Raw genomic sequence first — 25,729 nt, 5'->3', positions numbered from 1 at the left:
GGGGAGGTCGCGTGACCGTCCAGGCCTACATCCTGGTCCAGACCGAGGTCGGCAAGGCTGCCGAGGTGGCCCAGGAGATCGGGCAGATCAAAGGCGTGACGCTCGCCGAGGACGTGACCGGTCCCTACGACGTCATCGTCCGCGCGGAGGCGCGCAACGTCGACGAGCTCGGCAAGCTCGTCGTCGCCCGGGTGCAGGGCGTCACCGGCATCACCCGCACGCTCACCTGCCCGGTGGTCCACCTCTGAGAGTCGCGCTCGTCTGCCTCGCGCTCGCGCTGACCACGGCGGGCTGCTCCGGCGGTCGCAGCGCCGCGTCCAGCCCGGTGCACGTCCAGCCACCGGCCGCCGGCACAGCGCAACGGGCGGCCTGCCGCGCTCTCGAGCGCGCGCTCCCCCGCACGCTCGAGCACCTGCAGGCTCGGCCGACGACGCCGACGTCGGGCCTCACCGCGGCATGGGGCGACCCGCCCGTGGTGCTCCGCTGCGGCGTCGGGCTACCAGCCGGCTTCACGACCGGCGCGTCGCTCACGCAGGTCAACGACGTGGCGTGGTTCCAGCAGGTCGTCGACGCCCGCGTGCTCTGGACGACGGTGGACCGCATCACGCAGGTGGAGCTCACGGTGCCGACGTCGTACGACGGTCAAGGTGCCTTCCTGGTCGACCTGGCCGACCCGATCAAGCGGTCGCTTCCGCTGCAGGCCCAGCAGCCGCGCTGACGTCGGGCAGCTCGACGGCGGGGGCGGGCTCCGCCGGTTCGACCACCTGGTTGTCGGTGGCGTCGGCGTCCTCGGGGTTGAGCTCCTCCAGCGAGCGGCCCGCGGTCTCCGGGTAGGCGGCGAGCACCAGCACGCCCAGCAGCAGCGGGCCCACCGCGAGCACGGTCACCGCGAGCGAGAGCCGGCCGAGCTGGGCGCCGAGAAACCCCATGGCCAGCAGCCCGATGACGCTGCCGGCACGACCGAAACCCGAGAGCACTCCCGACGTGACCCCGCGCATCGCGGCCGGGAAGAGCTCCGGGCCGTAGGCGCCCAGGGTGGGAGCGATCGCCCCGCCGACGACGGAGGCGACCACGGCGAACAGCCACAGCCCGGCCCCGGGGCTGAGGAACGCGGCGACCGTGAAGACCGCGAAGCCGCCCGTGGAGATGGCGAGGACCAGCCGCCGGCCTCGGACGTCGGCGATCCGGCCGCCGACCAGCACACCGATCGCGCCGGGCACCCCGGTCAGCAGCGTGAACAGCGAGATCTCTCCGGGACCGAAACCACGCTCGACCCGCAGGAACTCGTTCTGGAACTGCGCGACCGGCAGCAGGAAGGCGTTCACCAGCAGTGCCCCGGCCGCGAGGAGCAGCAGGCGCCGGCCGTGGCCGCGGAGAGACACGCGCCCGTGCCGTGCCGCCCGCTCCGCGCGGCTCTCGGGCAGCCGGCGGCCGAGCCGGCCGATGCACGGCAGGGCCAGCAGCGGCACCACGTAGAGCAGCCGCCAGCCCGGCCCGGTCGACGTGAGTGGGAGCAGCGCGACGGCAAGCCCGCCGCCGAGCGCCCCGGCCATGACCAGCTGGCCGATGGCCCAGGCGCGCGCGCCGGCGGGCATGGCCTCCACCGCGAGCACGGGCAGCAGGACGAAGCCGGCGTTGACGAACCCCCGGGCGACCAGCTGGCTGGCGGTGTAGGCGCCGAGCGACGGGACGAGCGCCCCGGTCGCCGTGGCCAGGCAGGCCGCGATGAGGGCGACGACCAGCAGCCGCCGGCGCCCGTGCCGGTCGGCGAGTGCGACCAGCGGCAACGAGAGCAGCGCGTCGGCCCGCAACGTGGCCAGCGTGACGCCCTGGTCGGCGAGCCCCACGCCGAACCCGTGCGCGACGTAGGTGAAGGTCTGCGGCACCAGCGCGACGAGGTAGCCGACGACGAGCGCGAACACCGCCAGCGTGTCGAGAGTGCGCGCCGCCTCGCCGTCGAGCCGCTCGGCGGGAAGCCACCACGGCATCCCCGGACGTTCGACGAGGCGGCGCATCTCCCGGCGGGTCAGCGGCCCGTAGAGCCAGCGGAAGAAGACCAGCGGCAGCCGGTAGGTCACGTGCTGGCGGACGGCGAACCGCCCGTCGTCACGGGCCTCGACCTCGACGTGGCGGCGGTAGTCGGTGACCGCCCCGCGCTCGAGGGCGAACTCCCGGTCGCCGACGGCCCGTTCGAGGACGGCGCCGGTGCGCGGCGAGAGTACGGCGGCCAGCCCGGCCGCGTCGACGACGCCGGTCGACACCAGGCTGGGCACGAATCACCGTAAAGCGCCTGTTGAACCGGCGTCTAGGAAGGTGTCGCTCAGCGCAGCCCGGTGGTGCGGCGCAACGCGGTCTGCAGCATCCGGTCGACGAGCGCCGGGTAGTCGACACCCGTCGCGGCCCACATCCGCGGGAACATCGAGGCCGGCGTGAAGCCCGGCATCGTGTTGACCTCGTTGACGACGAGGGTGCCGTCGCCCTGGACGAAGAAGTCGACCCGGGCGAGGCCCTCGCAGCCGAGCGCGTGAAACGCCTCGATCGCCGTCGAGCGCACCAGCGAGGTGACCTCTGCCGGCAGGTCGGCGGGCACGTCGAACTCGGTCGCCCCGTCGAGGTACTTCGCCTCGAAGTCGTAGAAGGTCTGCCCGCCGGTGACGCGGACCTCGGCGGGGAGGCTGGCCTCCGCGGGACCACCGGGCTGCGCCGCCTCGAGCACCCCGCACTCGACCTCGCGCCCGGGCACCGCCGCCTCGATGATCGCCTTGGGGTCGCTGGCGAAAGCGGCCGCAAGCGCCTCGGGCAGCAGGTCCCAGTCGTCGACCTTGGTGATGCCGATGCTCGACCCGCCACGGGCGGGCTTGACGAACACCGGCAGGCCGAGGTCGCGCACTCTCTCCTCGACCCGCACCCGGTCGGTGTCCCACTGTCGCCGGCTCACGATCACCCACGCACCCACCGGCAGACCGCGGGCCGCGAGCAGCAGCTTCATGTACTCCTTGTCCATCGCGGCCGCGCTGGCGAGCACGCCGGATCCGACGTACGGCACCCCGGCCAGCTCGAGCAGGCCCTGGATCGTGCCGTCCTCGCCGTGCGGGCCGTGCAGGAGCGGGAAGACCACGTCGACCCGGCCGAGGTCGCCGGGCACCTCGCTGACGTCGAGCACCACGAGGCTCTTGCGGGTGGGGTCGCCGGGGAGGGCCAGCGTGCGGCCGGCGGGATCGACCTGGGGCAACCGCTCGCCGGCGATCGCCAGCGCGTCCGCGTCGTCGGGCGCCAGGACCCAGCGACCTTCCGGCGTGATGCCGACGGGGACGACGTCGTAGCGGTCCCGGTCGATGGCCCGCAGCACGCTGCCCGCGGAGACGCAGGAGATCGCATGCTCGGTGCTGCGGCCCCCGAAGACGACGGCGACGCGCGTCTTGCGAGGGGCGGCCGGCACGGGTGCCGACCCTACCGGCCGCCGGTCAGCCGGCGTAGGGACGCACCGCGCCGATGTAGTCGGGCCGGAACGCGCTGGAGATGCGCACGTAGCTGCCGGTGTAGGGCGCCTCGATCATCCGGCCGTTGCCGATGTAGATGGCGACGTGGTGGATGGTGTCGGGATTGGTCGTGTCGGTCGCGAAGAACACCAGGTCACCCGGCTGCAGCTGGCTCCGGTCGACGTGCCGGCCGGAGTTCCACTGCGACCCGGTCCAGTGGTCGAGGTAGATGCCGGCGTGCGCGTAGGCGAACAGCGTGAGGCCGGAGCAGTCGAAGCCGTACGACGACGAGCCGTAGCCGATGCCGTAGGTCGGGCCGTTGGCGTCCCCGCCGCCCCAGGCGTAAGGGACCCCGAGCTCCTTCATCGCCCAGCGCACCGCGACCGCGCCCGGGTTGCCGCCCTCGATGACGAGCGGCTGGCGGGCGGCGGCCTCCGCCGCGCGGCGGGCCGCCTCGATCGCGCGCTGACGCTCCAGCGCCTGCTGGCGCGCGATGGCCGCCTGGCGGGCCCGCTCGAGCCGCTGGACGTTGGCCTGCGCGCCGGCGAGCAGGTCCTCGAGGTGGTTCTGCGCCGCCTGCAGCTGGCTGACCACGGCCTGCTGCCTCGCGACCTTGTCCTCGGCGGTGTGCCGGGCCGCGTCGGCGGCGGCCGCCGCCTGCTGGGTCTGCTGCGTGATGCTCTGCGCCTCACGCAGCAGGACGTGCTGGTAGGCCCGGGCGCCGGAGAGTGCACCGACCGCGTCACGCTGGCGCTTGGAGACCGCGTCGAGCGAGCTCATCTTGCGCAGGAACGTCTGCGGGGCGTCGGCGCTGATCAGCGTGTTCAGCTGCACGAGGTCGCCGCCGGACATGTACGCCGCGGCGACGAAGCCGTTCATCCGCTGCTGCGCCTCGTCGACGCGCTTCTGCGCCGCGGCGAGCACCAGCCGGCTGGTCTGCTCGCGCTTGCGGGCCCCGGCCAGCTTGACCTGCGCCTCGTTGTAGTGCTCGACCGCGATCTCCGCGGCCTGGCCGAGGGTCGCGAGCTGCGCGGTGGTGGCCGCGACCTTGGCGCGGGCGTCGGCGACCTGCTGCGCCCGCTGGGCGACGAGGTCCTTGCCGCGCTGGATGTCCTGCGTGCTCGGCGCGCCGGGTGGGTCGGCGGCGGCCGGGCCGGCGACGGTGGTGAGGGTCGCGAGCGTGGTCAGGGCGACGGCCAGCGCCGCCGCCCGAAATGCCGCCCGCACCTGCACGCTGCCGCTCCTCTCGCTACGTCCGACGCGCGCCTCCCCCGCGCATCTCGGCCACACCTCGCCGTGACTGTAGTGAAAGTTGTGACTCGAACCGGGGAGATTCCGGATCTGGTGTGTCGCCCGACCGGGCTCAGTCGAGGCCGTCGAGCGCGTGGACGGCGTCGGCGATGAGATCGCCGACGTCCTCGAGCCCGATCGACACGCGGACCGCGCCGGGGTCGATGCCGGCGGCGGCCAGGGCCGCGTCGTCGAACTGGCGGTGCGTCGTCGAGGCGGCGTGGCTGACGACCGTGTGGTGGCCGCCGAGGCTGGTGGCGATCGTCGCCAGCCGCAGCCGGTCGCAGAACTGGAGCCCGGCCGGGCGGCCGCCTGCAGGGGTGACCGTGACCACGGCGCCGTAACGGGTGCCGGCAGGGCCGGAGTCGAACAGCCGCCGGGCCAGGTCGTGGTCGCGGTGGCCCGGCAGGCCTGGGTAGTCGACCCGGGCGACCCGCGGGTGCCGGCTGAGAGCCTGGGCGTAGGCGAGCGCACTGGCGCACTGGCGCTCGACACGCAGCGGAAGCGTGGCCAGCCCGCGGTGGAGCAGGAAGGCGTCGTCGGGCGAGAGCGACCCGCCGAGGTTGATGCGGGCGCCGCGCACGCGTTCGACGAGCTCGGGCCGGCCGACCACGACGCCTCCGGTCACGTCGCTGTGGCCGCTGATGTACTTCGTCGCCGAGTGCACGACGAGGTCGACGCCGTGCTCGAGCGGCCGGCAGACGGCGGGCGAGGCGAACGTCGAGTCGACGACGAGCGGCACGCCCGACTCGCGGGCGACCCCGGCGAGGGCCGGCAGGTCCGCGACGGCCATCGTCGGGTTGGCCAGCGTCTCCGCCCAGAGCACGGCCGTGTCGGCATCGACCGCGGCGCGGACCGCACTCAGGTCGCCGCCGTCGACCAGCCGGGTCTCGACCCCGAAGCGGGCGAGATCCGCGGTGAGCACGCCGTAGGTCCCGCCGTACAGTGCGCGCGGCGCCACCACGTTGGCGCCCGCCCGGCAGAGGGTGAGCAGCACGGTCGCGATCGCCGCCATGCCGGAGGCGAACGCGTCGGCGGCGACGGGGCCGTCGACGCCGTGCCCCTCCAGCGCCGCGACGGCGCGCGCGAAGGCGACCACCGTGGGGTTCTCGATGCGGCTGTAGGAGTAGCCGGGTTTGCGGAAGCCGAGCACGTCCGCGTAGTCCTGAGCCGTCGCGAACGCGAACGTGGAGGTGCGGTGCACCGGAAGACCGAGCGGGCGCTGCTCGAGCGGCTCGGGCAGCGGCAGGTGCACCGCGCGGGTCTGCTCGCCGTAGCCCTCGGGGTCGGCGCCGTCGTCGCTCAGCGCGATCTCCGCTCGGGGCGCGGGTCGCGGGACAGCAGGGCACGCAACATGTCCTCGGGCGTCTTGCACTCGTGCACGACCGACACGACCGACTCGGTGATCGGCATGTCGACGCCGTGCGCCCGTGCGAGGTCGAGGATCGAGCGGCACGACTTCACACCCTCGGCCGTCTGGTTGGTCACCTGGACGACCTGCTCGACCGTCATGCCGCGACCGAGGTTCTCCCCGAACGTCCGGTTGCGCGACAGCGGGCTGGAGCAGGTGGCGACGAGGTCGCCGAGCCCGGCCAGCCCCGCCATCGTCATCGGGTCGGCACCGAGCGCCTCGGCCAGCCGGGACGTCTCGGCCAGCCCCCGCGTGATGAGCGCCGCCCGGGTGTTGTCGCCGAAGCCCATGCCGGCAGCCATGCCGACCGCCAGTGCGATGACGTTCTTGACCGCGCCGCCGAGCTCGCAGCCCACGACGTCGGTGTTGGTGTAGGGCCGGAAGTAGCGCGCGTTGCAGGCCTGCTGCAGCCGCCGGGCGACAGCCCCGTCGGTGCACGCGACGACGGTCGCGGTCGGCTGCCGGTGCACGATCTCCTTCGCGAGGTTGGGGCCGCTGACGACGGCCACCCTGTCCTCGGGCACGCCGGCGACCTCGCGGATGACCTCGCTCATCCGTTTGCTGGTGCCGAGCTCGATGCCCTTCATGAGGCTCACCAGCACGGCGTCGTCAGGCAGCAGCGACCGCCAGTGGGCGAGGTTCTCGCGGCAGGTCTGCGACGGTACGGCGATGACGACGAAGTCGGCTCCGTCGAGCGCCTCCGCAGGGTCGGAGGTCGCGTAGAGAGGGTCGGGCAGCGGCACGCCCGGCAGGTAGTCGGGGTTCTCGTGGAACTCGTTGATCTGCGCGGCCAGCGCGGAGCGCCGGGCCCAAAGGCGCACGTCGGTGCCCGCGTCGCAGAGCACGGTGCTGAAGGCCGTGCCCCACGAGCCGGCCCCGAGCACCGCTGCACGCACCGGTGCGTTCACGCAGATCGCCGCTCGCCGTGGTCGTCGGCACCGCGCGGGTCGAAGAACTCCTCGGGTGCGGTCTCGCCCCGCAGCTGCGCAACCTGTGCCCGCACGGCCCGCATGATGTCGTCGGTCGCCGCGCGCAGGACCTCGACGGTCAGCTCCTTGCCGGCGTAGGCCGACAGGTCGACGGGCGGCCCTGCCGCGTAGTGCACCGTCCGCGGCGGGATCAGGTGCGGCCTCTTCGTGTAGGGCCACAGCACCTGCTGAGCGCCCCACTGGCCGACGGGGATCACCGGCACGCCCGCGGTGAGGGCGAGCCGGGCCACCCCGGTGCGGGGCAGCATCGGCCACAGCTGCGGGTCTCGGCTGATCGTGCCCTCGGGATAGATGGCCACGCACTTGCCGGCGGCCAGCGCGTCGACACCCGCCTGCACGGCCTGCGCGGCGTCGCGGGTGCGCCGCTGGACCGGCACCTGGCCCGCACCGCGGAGCAGCCGCCCGACGAACGGCACGCCGAACAGCTCCTGCTTCACCAGGAAACGCGGGACGCGCCCGTTGTCGTAGACGAAATGCGCGAACGTCAGCGGGTCGATGTGCGAGATGTGGTTGGCCGCGATGATCGCCGCGCCGGCCGCCGGGATGTGCTCGCGGCCGCGCCAGTCCCGGCGGGTGAACGTCATGAGCAACGGCTTGAGCACGACCACGGCAAGGCCGAACCAGAACCCCGGACGCTCCTTGCCGCGACCCACTCCGCCCTCCTCCGCCGCGGCACCCGGCGGCCGCTGACGTCGGCTGAAGTCTGCCCCGCCCGCGGACTTGCCACAATCACCGGGTGACGGCGCACCGGATCTGCTGGTCGGTCGTCGTGCCCGTCAAGCGGCTGCCGGCCGCGAAGACGCGCCTGCGGCCGCCGGGGACGGTGCGGCGCGAGGACCTGGCGCTCGCGATGGCGCTCGACACCGTGCAGGCGGCGCTCGCGTGCCCGGCCGTCAGCACGGTCGTCGCGGTCTGCGACGACCCGGTCGCCAGCCCGCGTCTGGCGGCGCTGGGCGCGGAGGTCGTCGCGGACGAGCCCGACGCGGGCCTCAACCCGGCGCTCGCGCACGGGGTAGGAGTCGCAACGGCCGCCCGACCGGACTGCGGCGTCGCACTGCTGTCGTCCGACCTGCCGGCTCTGCAGGCGGCGGACCTGGCGGAAGCGTTGGACCAGGCGGCGGCGTACGACGTGAGCGTGGTCGCCGACCACGCGGGCACCGGGACGGTGCTGCTGACCGCGCTGCCGGGAGTGCCGCTCGCCCCTGCCTTCGGCGCGGAGTCGTTGGCCGCGCACACGGCCGCCGGCGCGGTCGCGCTGGAGTCGCCGCTGGAGCGCCTGCGCCGCGATGTCGACACGGCGGAGGACCTCGAGGCGACGCGCCGGCTCGGCTTCGGCCCGCACACCTCGGCCTTGCTCTCCGGGAGCTGACCGGCCCGGAAAGCCAACAAGGGCCGGGCGCTTCGTTGAGCCCGGCCCCTGTTGCTCAGGGTGTGTCAGCGACGAGCGGTCTTCTTCGCCGCGCCCTTCTTGGCGGGCGCCTTCTTCGCGGTGCTCTTCGTCGCGGTCTTGCGCGCGGTCGTCTTCTTGGCCGCGCTGGTCTTCGCGGTGCTCTTCTTCGCCGCGCCCTTCTTGGCCGTCGACTTCGACGCCGCCTTGCTCGCGGCGCTCGCCGCCTTGCCCGGCCCGGCCGCCGCGGTGCGGGCGGTCTTGGCCGCGGTCTTGCCCGCGGACTTGGCGGCCGCCTTGGTCGCCGCATCGGCGGCCTTCGCCATCTTCTTGGCGCCGGAGACGACGTCCTTGAAGTTGCTGCCGGGGCGGAACTTCGGCACCGACGTCTTCTTCACCCGGACCGTGGCACCGGTGGCCGGGTTGCGAGCGGTGCGGGCGCCCCGCTCGATCTTCTCGAAGACGCCGAAGCCGGTGATGGCGACCTTCTCTCCCGCAGCGACCGTGCGGGTGATGGTGTCGACCACCGCCTCCACGGCATGGGTCGCAGTCCGCTTGTCAGCGCCCAGATGCCTGGTGACTGCGTCGATCAGCTCGGCTTTGTTCACGGCTTCCCCTCCGCCTGGTTTGCCGAGCCCCTTGCTCGACGTTGAGCGCAAGGTATGGCCGCTACCGGCGCGACACAACGACCACAGCACCAAATTTTTCTTGTGTCGCAACAGGTTTCGAGCCACCGGTTCGGGCTCCGGAGTCGTCAAGAACCTGGCAGACGGACCGCCCGACAGCCGAATTTTCCTTACGCAGCAGGGGTTTCAAGCAGGCAAGGTCGTGGGCAGCCAGCCCGGTCGGGCCTGTTCGAAGGCCCTGATGGCGTCCTCGTGCCGGAGTGTGAGTCCGACGTCGTCGAGGCCTTCCATGAGCCGCCAGCGGGTGTAGTCGTCGATGTCGAACGACGCTCGCAGGTCGCCGGCTCGGACCTCACGGGCCTCGAGATCGACGGTCACCTCGGTCGCCGGACCGGCCTCGACGAGAGCCATCAGCGTCTCGACCGTCTCCGCCGGCAGCTGCACCGGCAGCAGGCCGCCCTTCAGCGCGTTGCCCCGGAAGATGTCGGCGAAGCGTGCGGACACGACGGTGCGGAACCCGCCGTCCTGCAGGGCCCAGACGGCGTGCTCGCGCGACGAGCCGGTGCCGAAGTCGGGCCCGGCGAGCAGGATCGAGGCCCCGGCGTAGGCCGGGTCGTCGAGCACGAAGTCGCCCTGCGCGCGCCAGGCGGCGAACAGGCCGTCGGCGAAGCCGGTGCGGGTGACCCGCTTGAGGTACTCCGCCGGGATGATCTGGTCGGTGTCGACGTTGCTGCGCCGCAGCGGCACGGCCCGCCCGGTGTGGGTGACGAACTTCTCCATCGGTCTCTCCCTACAGGTCCGCCGGGGCGGTCAGCCGGCCGGTAACGGCGGTGGCCGCGGCCACCTGCGGCGACACCAGGTGGGTGCGGCCGCCCTTGCCCTGCCGGCCCTCGAAGTTGCGGTTGGACGTCGAGGCGGCCCGCTCCCCCGGCGCCAGCCGGTCGGGGTTCATCGCCAGGCACATCGAGCACCCGGCACCGCGCCACTCCGCGCCGGCGGCGACGAACACCTCGTCCAGGCCCTCCTGCTCGGCCTGCTCCTTGACCAGCACCGAACCGGGGACGACGAGGACCCGGACGCCGCCCGCGACCTTGCGGCCGCGCAGCACGTCGGCTGCCGCGCGCAGGTCCTCCATGCGGCTGTTGGTGCAGGACCCGATGAACACGGTGTCAACCGCCACCTCGCGCAACGGGGTACCTGCCTGCAGCCCCATGTAGGTCAGGGCCGCCTCGGTCGCCGCCCGCTGGACCGGGTCGGTGATCCGCTCGGGATCGGGGACGGCGGCGCTCAACGGCGCGCCCTGCCCCGGGTTGGTCCCCCAGGTCACCCAGGGGGTGAGCGCGGTCGCGTCGACCCGGACCACCCGGTCGAACTCCGCGTCGTCGTCGGTCACGAGCGAGCGCCAGTGCGCGGCGGCCTCGTCCCAGTCGGCGCCCTGCGGGGCGTGCGGCCGGCCTTGCAGGTAGGCGAGCGTCGTCTCGTCGGGCGCGACCAGGCCGGCGCGCGCGCCGGCCTCGATCGACATGTTGCAGACCGTCATGCGGCCTTCCATCGACAGCGAGCGGACCGCCGCGCCGCGGTACTCCAGGACGTGCCCCTGGCCGCCGCTGGTGCCGATCTGCGTGATGATCGCGAGGATCAGGTCCTTGGCGCTGACCCCGGCGGGCAGGTCGCCGTCGACCTCGACCGCCATGGTCTTCGGCCGGGCGAGCGGCAGCGTCTGCGTGGCGAGCACGTGCTCGACCTCGCTGGTGCCGATGCCGAAGGCCAGCGCGCCGAAGGCGCCGTGCGTCGAGGTGTGGCTGTCGCCGCAGACGACGGTCATGCCGGGCTGGGTGAGGCCGAGCTGCGGGCCGATGACGTGCACGATGCCCTGGCCGCGATCCCCCATCGGGTGCAGCCGGATCCCGAACTGCGCGCAGTTGCGCCGCAGGGTCTCGACCTGGGTGCGGCTGACCGGGTCGGCGATCGGCAGGCCGAGGTCGGTCGTCGGCACGTTGTGGTCCTCGGTCGCGATGGTGAGGTCGGGACGGCGTACGCCGCGACCGGCGAGCCGCAAGCCGTCGAACGCCTGCGGGCTGGTCACCTCGTGGATCAGGTGCAGGTCGATGTAGAGGAGGTCGGGCTCCCCCTCGGCCCGACGCACCGCGTGCGCGTCCCACACCTTCTCGACCATCGTGCGGCCCATCGGCCACCTCCTCGCGCCGGCTTGCCATTTCATATTTCGAAACGGCAATATCAATCCATGGACAACCATAGCGGAGTCGGCGTGCTCGACAAAGCGATAGTGGTGCTCGACTGTCTCGAAGACGGCGCCAAGACGCTGACGTCCCTCGTGGAGGCGAGCGGGTTGTCCCGGCCCACGGCCTACCGGCTGGCCGTCGCCCTCGAGCACCACCGCCTGGTGGTGCGCGACCAGCTCGGCCGCTTCACGCTCGGCCCGCGGCTGACCGAGCTCGCCGCCTCCGCGACCAACGACGACCCCTTGCTCGCCGCGGCCTCCGAGGTGCTCTCGCGCCTGCGCGACGCGACCGGCGAGAGCGCCCAGCTCTACCGGCGGGAGGGCGACATCCGCCGCTGCGTCGTCGCGGCCGAGCGCGCGAGCGGCCTGCGCGACACGGTGCCGGTCGGGCTCGCGATGCCGTTGACGGCAGGGTCCGCGGCCCAGGTGCTGCTCGCCTGGGAGCCGACCGCCGAGGCGCAGCCGCTGCTGGCCAAAGCCGCGTTCTCGATCGCCACGCTGGCGCACGTGCGCCGCCGTGGCTGGGCGGCGAGCGTGGCGGAGCGGGAGCCCGGCGTCGCCTCGGTGTCCGCGCCGGTCCGCGACGGAAGCGGTCGCGTCGTCGCCGCCGTCTCGGTATCCGGCCCGATCGACCGGCTCGGCCGCTCCCCCGGGCGTCGCCACTCCGCCGCAGTGATGCGGGCCGCCGATGCACTGTCGCGTGCGGCGGTGCGGCGGTGAACCCTCGGACGGCTGACGACGAACCATCCGCGCGGCGAACCGTCGCAGGGGGGGCCGTCGTCGGTTCCCTGAGTCCCGAACGGCAGCCCGGGCTACGGCTGCACCGGCCCGAAGGCGACGTGCGGGCCCTGGCGCTCGTGCTGCCCGGCGGCGCCGAGAACAGCCTGCTGACCGCCCGTCCCTGGAGCCCGGCCGCCGTGCGCATGCGGCCCTTCGTCGACCGGCTGCGGCGCGAGGGCGCGGCCGGCGGCCTGGCCGTGGGGCTCGTCGGCTACCGCTACGTCGGCTGGAACGCGCCCCACGAGCACCCGGTCGCCGACGCCCGGTGGGCGCTCGACGAGGCGAGGCGGCTGGTCGGACGCGCGATGCCCACGGTGCTCGTCGGGCACTCGATGGGCGGGCGCACCGTGATGCGGGTGGCCGACGACCCCGACGTACGCGGTGTCGTCGCGCTGGCACCGTGGCTGCCCCGGGACGAACCGGTCGGGGCGCTCGCCGGCCGCGACGTGCTGATCCTGCACGGCGACCGCGACCGTACGACGAGCCCGCGGCTGTCCTACCGGTTCGCGGTGCAGGCGCAGCAGGTGGCCGCCCGTGTCTGCTGCATCGAGCTGCACGGCACCGGCCACGCGATGCTGCGCCGGGCGCGCGACTGGCACCGGCTGGCAGCCGGCTTCGCCCTCGCCACCGTCGGCGCAGCGCCACTGCCGGCCGGGCTCGCCGAAGCCTGCGCCGCCGGCACGGTGCCGGTCAGCCGCTGACCGGCGGCCGACGTGCCGGCGCGTCGGCCGTCACCGAGGCGGCCAGCACGGCGACGTCGTCACCACGCGACCCGGTCGGCACGAGCTCGAGCGCGGCGTCGAGGACGGCGGTCAGGTCGGCATCGGGAGGCAGGGCCGCCATGGCCCGGCGCAGCAACCCCAACCCGTGGTCGAGCGGCCACGACCGGGTCTCGACCAGGCCGTCGGTGTAGAGAAGCAGCACCGAACCGCGGGGCATCACGGTCGTGGTCTCGCCCCACCGGTAGTCGATCGCGAGCGGCGGGCCGACCGCGACGTCGACGTCACCGACGACCCACCCGTCGGCGGACGGCGCGAGCAGCAACGGTGCCAGGTGGCCGGCGGTGGCCACCGTCGCCGTCGTACCGTCCCGGTCGAGCCGCACCACGACGGCGGTGGCGATGAGCTCGGTGTCGACCCGCCGCAGGTAGTGGTTCATGCCGGCCAAGATCTCGCCGGGCGACTGACCCTCACCGGCGCCGGCGCGAGCCACCGTGCGCAGCTGGCCCATCAACGAAGCCGCCTGCAGGTCGTGGCCCTGCACGTCGCCGACGACGAGCACGGTGGCGTCGTCGACCGCGATCGCGTCGAACCAGTCGCCACCGACTTCGACGCCCGGGTCACCGGTGCGGTAGCGCGCCTCCAGCATGACGGGGCCGAGCCGGGGCGGAACGGCGGGGAGCAGGCTGTGCTGCAGGGTCAGGGCGGCTGCGCTCTCCGCGGCCAGCGCGGCTTCACGGTCCTCGTCGCTGCGGTTGCGTTCGAGAGCGATTGCGACCGTGCGGACGAGCACGTCGATGAGGGCGAGGTCGGCCGCGCTGGGCACCCGCGGCTGCGGGTAGTACATCGCGAACGTGCCGAGGACGGTGCCGTCGCGGCCGAGGATCGGCGTGGACCAGCAGGCACGCACGCCGGCGAGCGCCGCCACGTCGCGAAAGTCGGCCCACAGGGGGTCGGTGAGCACGTCCTGGACGATGACCTGCTCGCGGCGGTAGGCCGCCGTGCCGCAGGAACCCGTCGCCGGTCCGATCGCCAGACCGTCGATCGCGTCGTTGTAGGCGTCGGGCAGGCTCGGCGCGGCACCGTGCCGGAGGTGTACGCCGTCGCGGTCGAGCAGCAGCACGGAGCCGAGCATCCCGTCGACGGACACCGCCTCGACCGCGCGGATGAGTGACTCCAGCGCCTGGTGGATCGGCACGCTGGCCACGATGCCGGTGAGCACGTCGAGCTGCGCGGTGAGCAGGTGGAGCTCGCGGGCGCGTTCGGCCTCGGCCCGCGCCGTGGCCTGTGCCCGGTCGATTGCGGAGGCCAGAGTGCTGGCAATGGCACCCACGAACGACATCTGGGCCTCGTCGTCGACCGCACCGCTCAGGAAGGTCATCGCGAGCAGGCCGAGTCGCCGGGTGCCAACGGTCAGCGGCACGACGTGCAGGCTGCGTTCGCCGGGGTAGTAGCCCTCCATCTCCGGGAAGCGGCCGTAGATATGCGCCAGTGACCGCAGGAACAGCGGCTCCCCGGTGCGCGCGACCACCGCTCCGGGCAGGTCGGCGTCGAGCGAGAACTCGTCGAACGGGTCGTCGTCCTGCCCGCGGCCGTGCCAGGCGATGGACCGCAGAGTCCGGCCGGCGGTGAGCACGAAGACCCGCGCGCTCTCGACCCCGGTGTAGGCACCGGCATTGCGCACGACGATCGACGCGATCTCCTCGACCGAAGTGGCGTCGGTCAGGCGCGACATGACCCGTTGCAGCAGCTGGAGCCGCTCGTGGCTCTCCTCCAGCGCGGCCAGCTGGTCGACGTGGTTGGCGAGGACCTGAGCGTAGGGCGGCGGGCTGTCGGCCAGCTCTCCCCGGCTCGCCGCGCGGAGCTGGTCGACGATCGCCCGGACGTACCACTGCCGGAAGGCGCGGTGCGACTGCGGCGGCGCGAGGGTCAGCAGCCGGGCGGCCCGTGCGTGCCGGTCGGCGTCGTCGAGCGCCAGCAGGTAACGCTCCCCCGCGTCGGCCGCCGACAGGGGCAGCTCCAGCACCAGGTCGGTGAACAGGTCACCGCGCTCGGCCGCGGCGAGCGCCTGCCGCTTGATCTCTGCACGAGCCTCGGCGAAGTCCTCGGTGACCGTGTCGATGAGCGCGGCCAGTGGCGCGGGCACCGCGCGTCCCTTCGAAGCCTCCTCCGCGCGCACGAGCGTCAGCTCACGAACGACGTTGTCGATGTGGGCCTTGGCGGCCAGGAGCAGCTCGGTGGGAACGGCGCCGATGCGCACCCGGAAGCGGGCTTCGTGCTCGAGGTCGTTGGGCCAGGCCGCGAGGAACGCCGCGATGTCGATGTCTGGCGGCATGACCCCGAGCGGGCGCCCGGGTCCGAGCTCGGCCCAGACGACCTTGCCGCCACGGGTCCCCGGATCCACACCCCAGGAGCTCGCCATGGCGCTGACCAGCGTGAGGCCGCGACCGGTCATCGCATCCACGCTGTCGCGGGCCCGCAACGGCAGCTCGCGACCGGTGTCCTCCACCTCCAGGCGCACCCGGTCGTCGAGGCGGACGGCACGCACGAGGATCGGCGGCTCGCCGTGCAGGGACGCGTTGGTCACCAGCTCGGTGGCGAGCAGCTGGGCATCGACGATGAGGTCCGGATCGCTGCCCGCGAGCGCTTCGGCGACGAACTCCCGCGCGGCACGGACTGCCTCCGGCTCGTCACCGAGCAGCAGTTCGTCCGGGCGCAACGGGAGTCCTCCGTTCTCACGACCACCGACATTGTGCCGCCGGCCGCCGCTGTTCAAGCAGACCAGCGGCGCGGCGCGCGGAGGCGCGTCACCGGGTGGCGACCTCCGCCGTCATGATCGGCATCCGCCGAGATCGACGAAGGGGAAGTCCCTGTGTACCCCCGAGCGGATTCGAACCGCCGTTACCGCCTTGAGAGGGCGGCGTCCTAGGCCTCTAGACGACGGGGGCTTGGAGCAAAGCCGGCCTGAAAATGCCGACTCCCGCTGGGGTACCAGGACTCGAACCTAGACTAGCGGAGCCAGAATCCGCCGGGCTGCCAATTACCCCATACCCCAATCGAGCCTGCTGCCGCAGGCTCGCCGTCGATGATACCCGCCGGGCGGGCGACCGCCCAAAACGGCGTCAGAGCGCCGCACGCAGGCGAGCGAGCGACCGCTCGCGCCCGAGCAGCTCCATCGACTCGAACAGCGGCGGCGACACGCTGCGGCCGGTGACCGCGACCCGCACCGGCCCGAAAGCCTGCCGCGGCTTGAGCCCGAGCCTGTCGACGAGGGCGGCGCGCAAGGCGGCCTGGATATCGGCCGTTGCCCACGCCGGCAACGGCTCCAGCGCCTCGATGGCGGCCGGCAGCACGGGCGCGTCGGTGCGCGCCTTCTCCGCGGCCTGCGGGTCGATCTCGACGCCCTCGGTGAACAGGAATCCGAGCATGTCGGGCGCCTCCGACAGGACGCCGATGCGCTCCTGCACGAGCGGGGTTGCGGCGTACAGCAGCTGCAGCTCGGCGTCGGCGATCGGCTCGCCGACGAGCCCGGCCGCCTGCAGGTAGGGCACCATCCGCGTCGCCAGGTCCTCGACGGGCAGGTCGCGGATGTAGTGGCCGTTGAGCCACTGCAGCTTGTCGAGGTCGAACACCGGCCCGACCGGATTGACCCGCGACCAGTCGAAGGTGTCGACCATCTCGTCGAAGGTAAAGATCTCGCGGCCGTCCGGCAGGGCGTAACCCATGAGGGCGAGGAAGTTGCGCAGCGCCTCGGGAAGGTAGCCCCGCTCGCGGAACCACGTGAGCCGCGCGGCCGGGTTGGTCCTCTTGCTGATCTTCGACTTGTCCGTGTTGCGCAGCAACGGCATGTGCGCGAAGAGCGGCCGCTGCCAGCCGAGCCAGTCGTAGAGCAGGAGGTGCTTGGGCGTCGAGGAGATCCACTCCTCGCCGCGCACGACGTGCGTGATGCCCATCTCGTGGTCGTCGACGACGTTGGCGAGGTGGTAGGTGGGGAAGCCGTCGGCCTTGACGATCACCTGGTCGTCGGGGTGCGGGGCGTGCACCTCGCCACGGATCAGGTCGGGGAACGACAGCGGCGGGTCGTCGGGGACCAGCATCCGCAGCACCGGCGCGGCGGAGAAGCCCGGCAGCGCGGCCCGCTCCTCGCGGCTCTTGCCGTAGCACAGCCGGTCGTAGCCGGTCGGTCGCTTCGCCTGCTGCTGCTCCTTGCGCATCTGCGCGAGCCGCTCGGGCGTGCACCAGCAGTGGTAGGCACGGCAGTCGTCGAGCAGCTGCCGGGCCGGGCCGGCGTAGGTCTGCAACCGCTCCGACTGACGGTACGGCGCGTAAGGGCCGCCGATGTCGGGGCCCTCGTCCCAGTCCAGTCCCAGCCAGTGCAAGGTCTCGAAGATCTGCCGCTCGCTGTCGGCGACGTACCGCGCCCGGTCGGTGTCCTCGATGCGCAGCACGAACACCCCGCCCTGCTGGCGGGAGAAGGCCAGGTTGAACAGCGACATGTACGCCGTGCCGACGTGCGGGTCACCCGTGGGCGACGGTGCGACGCGCACCCGCACGGTTTCAGGCACGGGCCACCACGCGGTTGGCCAGCGTGCCGATGCCCTCGACCGTGACCGAGACCTCGTCGCCCACCTCCATCGGCCCGATGCCGGCCGGCGTGCCGGTGAGGATCACGTCGCCCGGCAGCAGCGTCATCACGGCGGTGATGTAGGCGACGAGCTTCGGCACCGGGTGCACGAGCAGCGAGGTGCGGGACTGCTGCTTCACCTCGCCCTGCAGCCGCGTGACGAGCTCGACGTCGGAGGGGTCGAGGTCGGTCTCGATCCACGGTCCCAGCGGGCAGAACGTGTCGTAGCCCTTGGCCCGCGACCACTGCCCGTCGGCGGCCTGCTGGTCGCGCGCGGTCACGTCGTTGGCGCAGGTGTAGCCGAGGATCACGTCGGCCGCCCGCCCCTCCGGCACGTCGCGGCAGAGCCGGCCGACGACGATCGCGAGCTCACCCTCGTAGTCGACCCGGGTCGACGACGGGGGGTAGGCGATCGGGTCGCCGGGACCGATCACCGCGGTCGACGGCTTCAGGAAGATGGTGGGGTTGGGGGGCAGGTCGGAGCCCATCTCGGCCGCGTGCGCCGCGTAGTTCTTGCCGATCGCGACGACCTTGCTCGGCAGCACCGGCGCCAGCAGCCGTACGTCGGCGAGAGCGTGCCGCTCGCCCGTGAAGGTGAACGCCGCGAACGGATGGCCGTCGATCTCGGCGACGGTCTCCTCCCCCGGGCTTCCCTCGACGATCCCGAAAGCCGGCGTCTGCTCAGCGCTTCCGGGTGGGCTGAACCTCGCGATGCGCACGACGCCGAGGTTATCCAGCGAAGCGGCCACGGGTAGGGGCCGGGCCGAGGGGCCGCCGGGGCCCGTTGTGATAATCATTCTCATATCTGGCCCACGAGGTGAGGAGCCCGCGGTGAGCGAGAGCACCGGTCTGTCGACCCCCGAACCCAACGAGGTCGACGAGCAGAAGAACCGCGAGCTGATGCACCTGCGCGAGGACTCGGTGCTGCGCGGCAAGCCCTACGGTGACGAGAAGTGCGGCAACTGCCTCTACTACCTCGACTCCGACGACGACATCTCCTACTGCTGGCACCCGAAGCTGCGCATCCTCGTCGGCGCCGACTGGTGGTGCCAGTGGTGGGAGGAGATCACCGACTAGCCGCGGCGGTGCCGGCGCGCGGTGCGCCGCAGCTGCAGGATCCGCACGCTGCCCGGCAGCACGACGGCCAGCAGCGTGCAGGCGAGGATCAGCAGGACCACCAGCAGCGCGACCACGTCGCCGTGCCCGCCGACCACTCCGGCGTGCACGGGCGGCACGGCCGGCGCCGTCATGACGCGGCCGCGGGCTGCTGCCCGTCCTCCTGCTGCAGCAGGCCGTAGGTGTAGGCGTCCTCGAGCGCCTGCCACGAGGCCTCGATGACGTTCTCGTGCACCCCGACAGTGTCCCACTCGGCGCGCCCGTCGCCGGTCTCGACCAGCACGCGGGTCACCGCGCCGGTGCCGTGCGCGCCCTCGAGGATGCGCACCTTGTAGTCGACCAGCTCGAGTGACGCGAGCCCGGGGTAGAGCTGCTCGAGCGCCGAGCGCAGCGCCCGGTCGAGCGCGTTGACCGGACCGTTGCCCTCTCCCGTCGCCACGATGCGCTCACCCTTGGCGTGCAGCTTCACCGTCGCCTCGCTGACGACGTGGCCGTCGCGCCGCTCGACGATGACCCGCCACGACTCCAGCTCGAAGTAGCGGCGGCGCGACCCGTCGATCTCCTCGCGCAGCAGCAGCTCGAACGACGCGTCGGCGGCCTCGAACGTGAAGCCGATCGACTCCAGATCCTTGACCCGCTGGATCACCCGGCCCACCGTCTCGCGGTCGGGGTCGAGGCCGAGCGCCTTGCCGCGCATCTCGACACTCGCCCGACCGGCGAGCTCGGAAACGAGCATCCGCATGTCGTTGCCGACCGTCGACGGGTCGACGTGCTGGTAGAGGTCCGGGTCGACCTTGACCGCCGATGCGTGCAGCCCCGCCTTGTGCGCGAACGCGCTCTGCCCCACGTAGGGCTGGTGCGGGTCGGGTGCGATGTTGGCGACCTCGGCGATGACGTGGCTGACGCGCACGAGCTCGCGCAGCCGGCCCTCGGGCAGGACCGGCCGGCCGAGCTTGAGCTCGAGCCCGGCGACCACGCTGAACAGGTTGGCGTTGCCGCACCGCTCGCCGTAGCCGTTGGCCGTCCCCTGCACGTGGCTGGCCCCGGCCTGCACCGCCGCCAGGCTGTTGGCGACCGCGCAGGAGGCATCGTCGTGCGCGTGGATGCCCACGCGGAGGCCGCGGGCCACGACCTCGTGGACGATGTCGGCCAGCTGGTGCGGGAGCATCCCGCCGTTGGTGTCGCACAGCGCGACCACGTCGGCCCCGGCCTCGGCCGCGGCCTCGACGACCGCGAGCGCGTAGTGCGGGTTGGCGCGGTAGCCGTCGAAGAAGTGCTCGGCGTCGAGGAACACCCGCTGGCCCTCGGCCCGCAGGTGGGCGACGGTGTCGCGGATCATCGCGACGTTCTCGTCGAGCGTGGTGCGCAGCGCGCGCTCGACGTGCCGGTCGTGCGACTTGGCCACGATCGTCACCACGGGGGCACCCGACTCGCGCAGCGCGGCGACCTGCTGGTCGTCGGCAGCGACCGCTCCGGCCTTGCGGGTCGCGCCGAACGCCGCGAGCGTCGCCGTCGTCAGCTGCAGCTCGGTCCGGGCCCGGCGGAAGAACTCCGCGTCCTTCGGGTTGGAGCCCGGCCAGCCGCCCTCGATGAAGCCCACACCGAGCTCGTCCAGGTGCCGTGCGATCGCGAGCTTGTCCTGGACCGTGAGGGAGAGCCCCTCACGCTGGGCGCCGTCGCGCAGCGTGGTGTCGTAAACGTGAAAGTCGTCGGCGGGTCGCACGCCTGCCCATGCTACGCGGATGACGCCGCGACACCGCCCGATAAACGATCCTCGACCCAGAGCTGGACGACGTCACGCACCGACAGGATCCCGACCACGTCGTCGCCCTCGCACACGACGAGGTGCCGCCAGCTGCGGCGTACCAGCGTCTCCGCCGCCTGGTGCACGCTCCAGTCGGGCGCGCCGACGACGATGTCCTCGGTGAGATGGTCGCCGACCTTCTCGGCGTCGGGGTCCTGGCCGGCTGCGAGGCTCGCGAGGATGTCGCGCTCGGTGAGGATCCCCGGATGGTCGGTGTCACCGTCGAGGACGACCGCCGAACCCACCCGCCGGTCCGACATGATCTTGGCGGCCTCGCGCAGCGTGTGCGCGGGACCGATCGAGACCACGTCCGTGCTCATGCCGTCGCGCACCTGCATGGCCCACCTCCCGGGTCGTGCCGAGGATCGTAGGCAGCGCGGCGCTGTTTAGGGAAGCCGCCAGGGGAAGGCCAGGGACCTGCTACTCCGAGACGAATTCGTTCCACAGCTTGTAGCGGTCCAGCTTGCCGACGGTGGCCTGCTGGAAGAGCTCGAGCAGGTGCCGGGTGACCGGGCCGGGCTTGCCGGAGCCGACCGCGCGGTCGTCGACCTCGACGAGCGGCACCATCTCGGCGGCGGTGCCGGTGAAGAACGCCTCGTCGGCGAGGTAGAGGTCGGCCCGGGTGAGCGTCGCCTCGACGACCTCGTAGCCCTCGTCACGGGCAATCGTCATCACCGCGTCGCGGGTCAGCCCGGCGAGCACGCCGTCGACGAGCGGCGGGGTGATGAGCCGGCGCCCGTAGACGCAGAAGATGTTCTCGCCGGAGCCCTCCGCGATGTTGCCGCCGGGGGTCAGCATGATCGCCTCGTCGTAGCCGGCCTTGAGCGCGGCGACCTTGGCGAGGGACGAGTTGATGTACTGCCCGGTCGCCTTGCCCGCGGGCGGGATCGTGTTGTGGCCGATGCGCTGCCAGCTGCTCACGACCGCGCGCACGCCCTTGTTGGCCGCCTCGTCGCCGAGGTAGGCGCCCCACGGCCAGCAGGCGATCGAGGCGACCGTGCGGCTGGGCAGCGGATTGAGCCCCATCTCGCCGTAGTCGAGGTAGAGCAGCGGCCGGATGTAGCACGACTCGATCTCGTTGACCCGCACCGTCTCTTTGGTGGCCGCGACGATGTCGGCGACCGACCAGCGGGGCTCCATCATGTAGATGTGCGCCGAGCGGAACAGCCGCTCGATGTGCTCGGTCAGCCGGAAGACCGCGGGGCCGCGGTCGGTGGCGTAGGCGCGAATGCCCTCGAAGACGCCCCAGCCGTAGTGCAGCGACGGGTTGAGCACGTGAATACGTGCGTCGTCCCAGTCGACCAGCTCGCCTTCCATCCAGATCTTCCGGGTAGGCGTGAGCGGCATGGGAGGTCTCCTTCGACGGCGTCAGCCCTCCGAGTATCCCAGACAGTCAGCCCACGCGGGCCGCGAGCGCGTCGCCGATCTCGGCGGTGCTGCGCGGCGCGGTGCCGCGCGTGGCGAGGTCGTCGGCGACGGCGGCCTCGACCTTGCGCGCAGCCTCCGGGCAGCCGACGTGGTCGAGCAGCAGTGCGACGGAGAGCACGGTGGCGGTCGGGTCGGCCTTGCCCTGCCCGGCGATGTCGGGGGCGCTGCCGTGCACCGGCTCGAACATGCTCGGAGCGGTGCCGTCGACGTTGAGGTTGCCGCTCGCCGCCAGCCCGATGCCACCGGCGATCGCGGCACCGAGGTCGGTGACGATGTCGCCGAACAGGTTGTCGGTGACGACGACGTCGAAGCGCTCGGGCTGGGTGACGAAGTAGAGGCAGGCCGCGTCGACGTGGACGTAGTCGACGTCGACGTCGGGGAAGTCGACCTTCACCGCGTCGACGGTCCGCAACCACAGCGACCCGGCGTGGGTGAGGACGTTGGTCTTGTGCACCAGCGTGAGCTTCCTGCGCCGGCCGTCGGCGCGGCGGAACGCGTCACGCACCACCCGCTCCACGCCGAAGCGGGTGTTGAGGCTCTGCTCGGTGGCGATCTCCTGCGAGGTGCCGCCGCGCAGGAAGCCGCCGACGCCGGCGTAGGGCCCCTCGGTCCCTTCGCGTACGACGACCATGTCGATGCTCTCGGGCGTGCCGGCCGTCACGGGGCTGGTGACACCCGGGTAGAGCTTGACCGGCCGCAGGTTGACCGCGTGCTCGAAGGCGAACCGCAGCTTCAACAGCAGGCCGCGCTCGAGCACGCCCGACGGGACGGTGGGGTCACCCACCGCGCCCAGCAGGATCGCGTCGGCCGTCGAGAGCTCGCCGAGCACGGAGTCGGGCAGCGTCTCGCCGGTCTCGTGCCAGCGCTTGGCGCCGAGGTCGTAGCCGGTCGTCTCGACGGTCAGGCCGTGGGCGGGCGCGACCGCGTCGAGGACTTTGAGGCCCTCGGCGACGACCTCGGTGCCGATGCCGTCGCCGGGGATGACTGCCAGTCGGAGGGTGCGGCTCACGGGCGGCAACGGTACCTATCCGCCGCCGGGCGACGGCCGGCCGGTGGTGGTGCGCACCGCGGACCGGCCGCCCCTGCGTTAGCGGCGGGCGCGGTTGACGGCGCTCACGAGGGCGCCCAGCGAGGCGGTGGTGATGCTCGGATGCATCGCGCAGCCCCACAGCACGCGGTCGTCGACGGCGACCTCGAGGTAGGACGCGGCCTGCGCTTCCTCGCCGGCGCCGGTCGCGTGCTCGTGGTAGTCGAGCACCCGCACGTCGATGCCGATCTGGCCGAGTGCGTGCACGAACGCCGCGATCGGACCGTTGCCGGCCCCGGCGATCTCGTGCTCCGCGCCGTCGACCTCGACCCGTGCGGTGATGTGGTCGACGTCGCCGGAGTCGACGGTGTAGCCGAGCAGCCGCACCGCGCCGTGCTCCAGGTAGGTCTGCTCGTAGAGCTCCCAGATCTGCTTCGGCGCTACCTCGCCGCCCTCGTCGTCGGCGAGGTGCTGCACGACCCGCGCGAACTCGATCTGCATCCGGCGCGGCACGTCGAGGTGGTAGTCGTTCTTCAGCACGTAGGCGACGCCGCCCTTGCCGGACTGCGAGTTGACCCGGATGACCGCCTCGTAGCTGCGGCCCACGTCGTGCGGGTCGATGGGCAGGTAGGGCACCTCCCAGCGGAACTCGTCGACCGGCACGCCGGCCTCGGCCGCGTCGCGCTCGAGGGCTTCGAAGCCCTTCTTGATGGCGTCCTGGTGGGAGCCGGAGAACGCCGTGTAGACCAGGTCGCCGCCGTAGGGGTGGCGCGGGTGCACGGGCAGCTGGTTGCAGTGCTCGACCGTTCGGCGGATCTCGTCGATGTCGCTGAAGTCGATGCCCGGGTCGATGCCCTGGCTGAACAGGTTGAGCCCCAGCGTCACCAGGCAGACGTTGCCGGTGCGCTCGCCGTTGCCGAACAGGCACCCCTCGACCCGGTCGGCGCCGGCCATGACGCCCTGCTCGGCGGCCGCGACCGCGGTGCCGCGGTCGTTGTGCGGGTGCAGGCTGAGTACGACGGAGTCGCGGCGGGCGACGTTGCGGCCGAACCACTCGATCTGGTCGGCGTAGACGTTGGGCGTCGCCATCTCGACGGTGGCCGGCAGGTTCAGCACGACCTTGCGCTCGGGGCTCGGCTCCCAGACGTCCATCACCGCTTCGCAGACCTCGACCGCGTAGTCGAGCTCGGTCCCGGTGAACGACTCGGGGCTGTACTGCCAGCGCACGTCGGTGCCGCCCAGCAGCTCGTCGGCGTACTTCTGGCACCACTGCGCCCCGCGTACGGCGATGTCCTTGATGCCGTCACGATCGAGGCCGAAGACCACCCGTCGTTGCAGGGTCGAGGTGGAGTTGTAGAGGTGGATGAGCGCGGTGCCGCGGAAGCCGGCCAGCGACTCGCAGCTGCGCTCGATCAGCTCCTCGCGGGCCTGGGTGAGCACCTGGACCGTGACGTCGTCGGGGACCCGGTCGGTCTCGACCAGCATGCGGATGAAGTCGAAGTCGGTCTGGCTCGCGGCCGGGAACCCGACCTCGATCTCCTTGTAGCCCATGGACACGAGCAGGTCGAACATCCGCAGCTTGCGCTGCGCGTCCATGGGGTCGATCAGTGCCTGGTTGCCGTCCCGGAGGTCGACGCTGCACCAGAGCGGCGGCGCGGTGATGACCTTGCCCGGCCAGGTGCGGTCGGGGATGTCGATGGGTGCGAACGGCTGGTAACGATGTGCGGCGGGCATGCCCGGCATGGATGTGCTCCTCGGTCTCGACACCTGGACGACCGGCACGCGCGAGTCCCGCAGCGGAGGGGCCGGTCTTCGGCTGTCAGACCCCGCTGCGGCGGCTAAGGAGCAGGCTCGCGAACATCACGATCAGACTAACGCATGGCCGGACGCGCATGCCAGGCTTCGGCCATGGAGGCCAGCGTGCTCGACGGTGTCCGCGACCGGCGGCTGACGCGGCCGGACGGTCGGGTCGTCGCCTGGACCGACTGGGGACCGGCCGCGGGCACGCCGCTGCTGCGGGTGCCGGGCACGCCGGGTTCCCGCTTCACCATCCGCGCCGACCGCAGCCCCTGGGTGGAGCGGAACCTGCGGGCGATCACGACGGAGCGACCCGGGTTCGGCGCCTCCACGAGGCTGCCGGGTCGTGGGTTCGCCGAGCACGCCGACGACCTGGCCGCGATCCTCGACGAGGTCGGCGTCGAGAGCGTCTTCGTGCTGGGCGGCAGCGGCGCGGCGCCGCACGAGCTCGCGTTCGCCGCCCGCCACCCCGACCGGGTGCGGGCGCTGACGGTCCTCGTGGGAGCCGCACCGCTGCAGGACGACGAGGTCGCCCAGATGATCCCGGTCAACCAGGAGTCCTACCGGCTGGTGCGCGGCGGTGACGTGGCCGGCCTCACCGCGCTGCTCGAGTCGTATCGGGAGCCGATGCGCGCCGATCCGCTCACGGCGTTGAGCGGGTTGATGGCCACCGCTCCTGAGGCGGACAAGCGGGTGATGGCCGACCCGGGTTGGCAGGCATCGATCGTCCTCGCCACCCGGGAGGCGCTCGCCCAGGGCGTCGACGGATGGGTCGACGAGGCGCTGGCCATCGAGCGCGACTGGGCCGATGTCGACGTCGAGGCGGTGCAGACCTCGATCACCTGGTGGCACGCCCCGGGCGATGTGAACGCGCCGCTGTCAGCGGCCCGGAGGCTGGTCGACCGGCTTCCACACGCGGAGCTGCGGCTGTTCGGCGAGGACGACGGGCACCTGGCCGGCTACCACCGCGAGCCCGAGATCCTCGACGAGCTGCTGGCGCGGGGCTGACC

25 protein-coding genes and 2 tRNA genes are annotated in these 25,729 nt (G+C 72.6%); 7 read left to right on the top strand and 20 right to left on the bottom strand.

Features of this window, described 5'->3' with window-relative positions:
- Nucleotides 1-11: 11 nt before the first annotated feature.
- Together VFJ21_12505 and VFJ21_12500 are read left to right on the top strand one after the other, a co-directional pair.
- Nucleotides 12-248, top strand: a complete 237-nt coding sequence (locus tag VFJ21_12505) for an Lrp/AsnC ligand binding domain-containing protein (protein HET7407939.1) — start codon at nucleotides 12-14, stop codon at nucleotides 246-248.
- A complete protein-coding gene (locus VFJ21_12500; protein ID HET7407938.1) occupies nucleotides 227-718 on the top strand; it encodes a DUF3515 domain-containing protein in 492 nt (163 codons plus the stop codon). Before VFJ21_12505 ends, VFJ21_12500 begins: the two co-directional genes overlap by 22 nt.
- Here the strand turns inward: VFJ21_12500 and VFJ21_12495 are convergent.
- From VFJ21_12495 to VFJ21_12470, 6 genes are all read right to left on the bottom strand, one after another.
- Complete coding sequence (locus tag VFJ21_12495; GenBank protein HET7407937.1) at nucleotides 678-2,273, bottom strand: MFS transporter; 1,596 nt, start codon at nucleotides 2,271-2,273, stop codon at nucleotides 678-680. The genes VFJ21_12500 and VFJ21_12495 overlap by 41 nt on opposite strands.
- A 47-nt stretch (nucleotides 2,274-2,320) precedes the next feature.
- Complete coding sequence (locus VFJ21_12490) at nucleotides 2,321-3,439, bottom strand: D-alanine--D-alanine ligase family protein (protein HET7407936.1); 1,119 nt, start codon at nucleotides 3,437-3,439, stop codon at nucleotides 2,321-2,323.
- Nucleotides 3,440-3,464: 25 nt separating this feature from the next.
- Complete coding sequence (locus VFJ21_12485; GenBank protein ID HET7407935.1) at nucleotides 3,465-4,712, bottom strand: NlpC/P60 family protein; 1,248 nt, start codon at nucleotides 4,710-4,712, stop codon at nucleotides 3,465-3,467.
- 130 nt (nucleotides 4,713-4,842) lie between these two features.
- Entirely contained in the window at nucleotides 4,843-6,144 is a 1,302-nt protein-coding gene (locus VFJ21_12480) for an aminotransferase class I/II-fold pyridoxal phosphate-dependent enzyme (GenBank protein HET7407934.1), read from the bottom strand.
- Complete coding sequence (locus tag VFJ21_12475) at nucleotides 6,072-7,088, bottom strand: NAD(P)H-dependent glycerol-3-phosphate dehydrogenase (GenBank protein ID HET7407933.1); 1,017 nt, start codon at nucleotides 7,086-7,088, stop codon at nucleotides 6,072-6,074. The genes VFJ21_12480 and VFJ21_12475 overlap by 73 nt, the downstream gene beginning before the upstream one ends.
- Entirely contained in the window at nucleotides 7,085-7,822 is a 738-nt protein-coding gene (locus VFJ21_12470) for a lysophospholipid acyltransferase family protein (protein ID HET7407932.1), read from the bottom strand. Before VFJ21_12470 ends, VFJ21_12475 begins: the two co-directional genes overlap by 4 nt.
- A gap of 83 nt (nucleotides 7,823-7,905) precedes the next feature.
- Between VFJ21_12470 and cofC the strand changes: the two genes are divergently transcribed.
- A complete protein-coding gene (cofC, locus tag VFJ21_12465) occupies nucleotides 7,906-8,538 on the top strand; it encodes a 2-phospho-L-lactate guanylyltransferase (protein HET7407931.1) in 633 nt (210 codons plus the stop codon).
- Nucleotides 8,539-8,603: 65 nt separating this feature from the next.
- Here cofC and VFJ21_12460 read toward each other — a convergent pair whose 3' ends face one another.
- The 3 genes from VFJ21_12460 to leuC form a co-directional block, all read right to left on the bottom strand.
- Nucleotides 8,604-9,164, bottom strand: coding sequence for an HU family DNA-binding protein (locus VFJ21_12460; protein HET7407930.1), 561 nt, complete (start codon nucleotides 9,162-9,164; stop codon nucleotides 8,604-8,606).
- 204 nt (nucleotides 9,165-9,368) lie between these two features.
- Nucleotides 9,369-9,962 (bottom strand): 3-isopropylmalate dehydratase small subunit, encoded by a 594-nt coding sequence (gene leuD / locus VFJ21_12455; protein HET7407929.1) that lies wholly within the window; start codon nucleotides 9,960-9,962, stop codon nucleotides 9,369-9,371.
- A gap of 10 nt (nucleotides 9,963-9,972) precedes the next feature.
- A complete protein-coding gene (gene leuC, locus VFJ21_12450) occupies nucleotides 9,973-11,370 on the bottom strand; it encodes a 3-isopropylmalate dehydratase large subunit (protein HET7407928.1) in 1,398 nt (465 codons plus the stop codon).
- A 57-nt stretch (nucleotides 11,371-11,427) separates the two neighbouring features.
- On the opposite strand from leuC, the gene VFJ21_12445 reads away from it, so the two are divergent.
- Nucleotides 11,428-12,144, top strand: a complete 717-nt coding sequence (locus VFJ21_12445; GenBank protein ID HET7407927.1) for an IclR family transcriptional regulator — start codon at nucleotides 11,428-11,430, stop codon at nucleotides 12,142-12,144.
- A gap of 119 nt (nucleotides 12,145-12,263) precedes the next feature.
- Nucleotides 12,264-12,905, top strand: a complete 642-nt coding sequence (locus VFJ21_12440) for an alpha/beta fold hydrolase (protein ID HET7407926.1) — start codon at nucleotides 12,264-12,266, stop codon at nucleotides 12,903-12,905.
- Here VFJ21_12440 and VFJ21_12435 read toward each other — a convergent pair.
- From VFJ21_12435 to VFJ21_12415, 5 genes are all read right to left on the bottom strand, one after another.
- Nucleotides 12,895-15,642 carry a SpoIIE family protein phosphatase gene (locus VFJ21_12435; protein ID HET7407925.1) on the bottom strand — a complete coding sequence of 916 codons (2,748 nt, stop codon included), beginning with the start codon at nucleotides 15,640-15,642 and terminating at the stop codon, nucleotides 12,895-12,897. The two genes, VFJ21_12440 and VFJ21_12435, sit on opposite strands and share 11 nt — an antisense overlap.
- A gap of 156 nt (nucleotides 15,643-15,798) precedes the next feature.
- A tRNA-Glu gene (locus VFJ21_12430) sits at nucleotides 15,799-15,871 on the bottom strand.
- 35 nt (nucleotides 15,872-15,906) lie between these two features.
- A tRNA-Gln gene (locus VFJ21_12425) sits at nucleotides 15,907-15,978 on the bottom strand.
- A gap of 67 nt (nucleotides 15,979-16,045) precedes the next feature.
- Nucleotides 16,046-17,488, bottom strand: coding sequence for a glutamate--tRNA ligase (gene gltX / locus VFJ21_12420; GenBank protein ID HET7407924.1), 1,443 nt, complete (start codon nucleotides 17,486-17,488; stop codon nucleotides 16,046-16,048).
- Nucleotides 17,481-18,266 (bottom strand): fumarylacetoacetate hydrolase family protein, encoded by a 786-nt coding sequence (locus VFJ21_12415; protein HET7407923.1) that lies wholly within the window; start codon nucleotides 18,264-18,266, stop codon nucleotides 17,481-17,483. The genes gltX and VFJ21_12415 overlap by 8 nt, the downstream gene beginning before the upstream one ends.
- 112 nt (nucleotides 18,267-18,378) lie before the next feature.
- Here VFJ21_12415 and VFJ21_12410 point away from each other — a divergent pair, with 112 nt between their 5' ends.
- Complete coding sequence (locus VFJ21_12410; GenBank protein HET7407922.1) at nucleotides 18,379-18,624, top strand: hypothetical protein; 246 nt, start codon at nucleotides 18,379-18,381, stop codon at nucleotides 18,622-18,624.
- Here VFJ21_12410 and VFJ21_12405 read toward each other — a convergent pair.
- The 6 genes from VFJ21_12405 to leuA all read right to left on the bottom strand — a co-directional run bounded on the left by VFJ21_12405 (nucleotide 18,621) and on the right by leuA (nucleotide 24,665).
- Nucleotides 18,621-18,797, bottom strand: coding sequence for a hypothetical protein (locus VFJ21_12405; protein ID HET7407921.1), 177 nt, complete (start codon nucleotides 18,795-18,797; stop codon nucleotides 18,621-18,623). The genes VFJ21_12410 and VFJ21_12405 overlap by 4 nt on opposite strands.
- Nucleotides 18,794-20,386 (bottom strand): citramalate synthase, encoded by a 1,593-nt coding sequence (cimA, locus tag VFJ21_12400; protein HET7407920.1) that lies wholly within the window; start codon nucleotides 20,384-20,386, stop codon nucleotides 18,794-18,796. Before cimA ends, VFJ21_12405 begins: the two co-directional genes overlap by 4 nt.
- 11 nt (nucleotides 20,387-20,397) lie before the next feature.
- The gene (locus tag VFJ21_12395) at nucleotides 20,398-20,805 is read right to left on the bottom strand and encodes a CBS domain-containing protein (protein ID HET7407919.1); all 408 of its coding nucleotides are present in this window, start codon (nucleotides 20,803-20,805) and stop codon (nucleotides 20,398-20,400) included.
- Between the two features lie 82 nt (nucleotides 20,806-20,887).
- Nucleotides 20,888-21,814 (bottom strand): branched-chain-amino-acid transaminase, encoded by a 927-nt coding sequence (ilvE, locus tag VFJ21_12390; protein ID HET7407918.1) that lies wholly within the window; start codon nucleotides 21,812-21,814, stop codon nucleotides 20,888-20,890.
- Between the two features lie 46 nt (nucleotides 21,815-21,860).
- The gene (locus VFJ21_12385) at nucleotides 21,861-22,904 is read right to left on the bottom strand and encodes a 3-isopropylmalate dehydrogenase (GenBank protein HET7407917.1); all 1,044 of its coding nucleotides are present in this window, start codon (nucleotides 22,902-22,904) and stop codon (nucleotides 21,861-21,863) included.
- Nucleotides 22,905-22,982: 78 nt separating this feature from the next.
- Nucleotides 22,983-24,665, bottom strand: a complete 1,683-nt coding sequence (leuA, locus tag VFJ21_12380) for a 2-isopropylmalate synthase (protein ID HET7407916.1) — start codon at nucleotides 24,663-24,665, stop codon at nucleotides 22,983-22,985.
- A 165-nt stretch (nucleotides 24,666-24,830) separates the two neighbouring features.
- Between leuA and VFJ21_12375 the strand changes: the two genes are divergently transcribed.
- Nucleotides 24,831-25,727 carry an alpha/beta hydrolase gene (locus VFJ21_12375; GenBank protein HET7407915.1) on the top strand — a complete coding sequence of 299 codons (897 nt, stop codon included), beginning with the start codon at nucleotides 24,831-24,833 and terminating at the stop codon, nucleotides 25,725-25,727.
- Nucleotides 25,728-25,729 lie beyond the last annotated feature (2 nt).

It is taken from the genome of Mycobacteriales bacterium (assembly GCA_035690485.1).
Classification (GTDB): domain Bacteria; phylum Actinomycetota; class Actinomycetes; order JAFAQI01; family DASSKL01; genus DASSKL01.
Note: the sequence above shows the minus strand (reverse complement) of the source record. Positions and strands in the feature narration are given on the sequence as shown.

What these genes read in the sequence shown, in the direction of transcription:
- leuD (HET7407929.1), bottom strand. Translation starts at nt 9,962, where the DNA reads ATGGAGAAGTTCGTCACCCACACCGGGCGGGCCGTGCCGCTGCGGCGC.
- leuC (HET7407928.1), bottom strand. Translation starts at nt 11,370, where the DNA reads ATGGGCCGCACGATGGTCGAGAAGGTGTGGGACGCGCACGCGGTGCGT.
- VFJ21_12445 (HET7407927.1), top strand. Translation starts at nt 11,428, where the DNA reads ATGGACAACCATAGCGGAGTCGGCGTGCTCGACAAAGCGATAGTGGTG.
- VFJ21_12405 (HET7407921.1), bottom strand. Translation starts at nt 18,797, where the DNA reads ATGACGGCGCCGGCCGTGCCGCCCGTGCACGCCGGAGTGGTCGGCGGG.
- VFJ21_12395 (HET7407919.1), bottom strand. Translation starts at nt 20,805, where the DNA reads ATGCAGGTGCGCGACGGCATGAGCACGGACGTGGTCTCGATCGGTCCC.
- ilvE (HET7407918.1), bottom strand. Translation starts at nt 21,814, where the DNA reads ATGCCGCTCACGCCTACCCGGAAGATCTGGATGGAAGGCGAGCTGGTC.
- leuA (HET7407916.1), bottom strand. Translation starts at nt 24,665, where the DNA reads ATGCCGGGCATGCCCGCCGCACATCGTTACCAGCCGTTCGCACCCATC.
- VFJ21_12375 (HET7407915.1), top strand. Translation starts at nt 24,831, where the DNA reads ATGGAGGCCAGCGTGCTCGACGGTGTCCGCGACCGGCGGCTGACGCGG.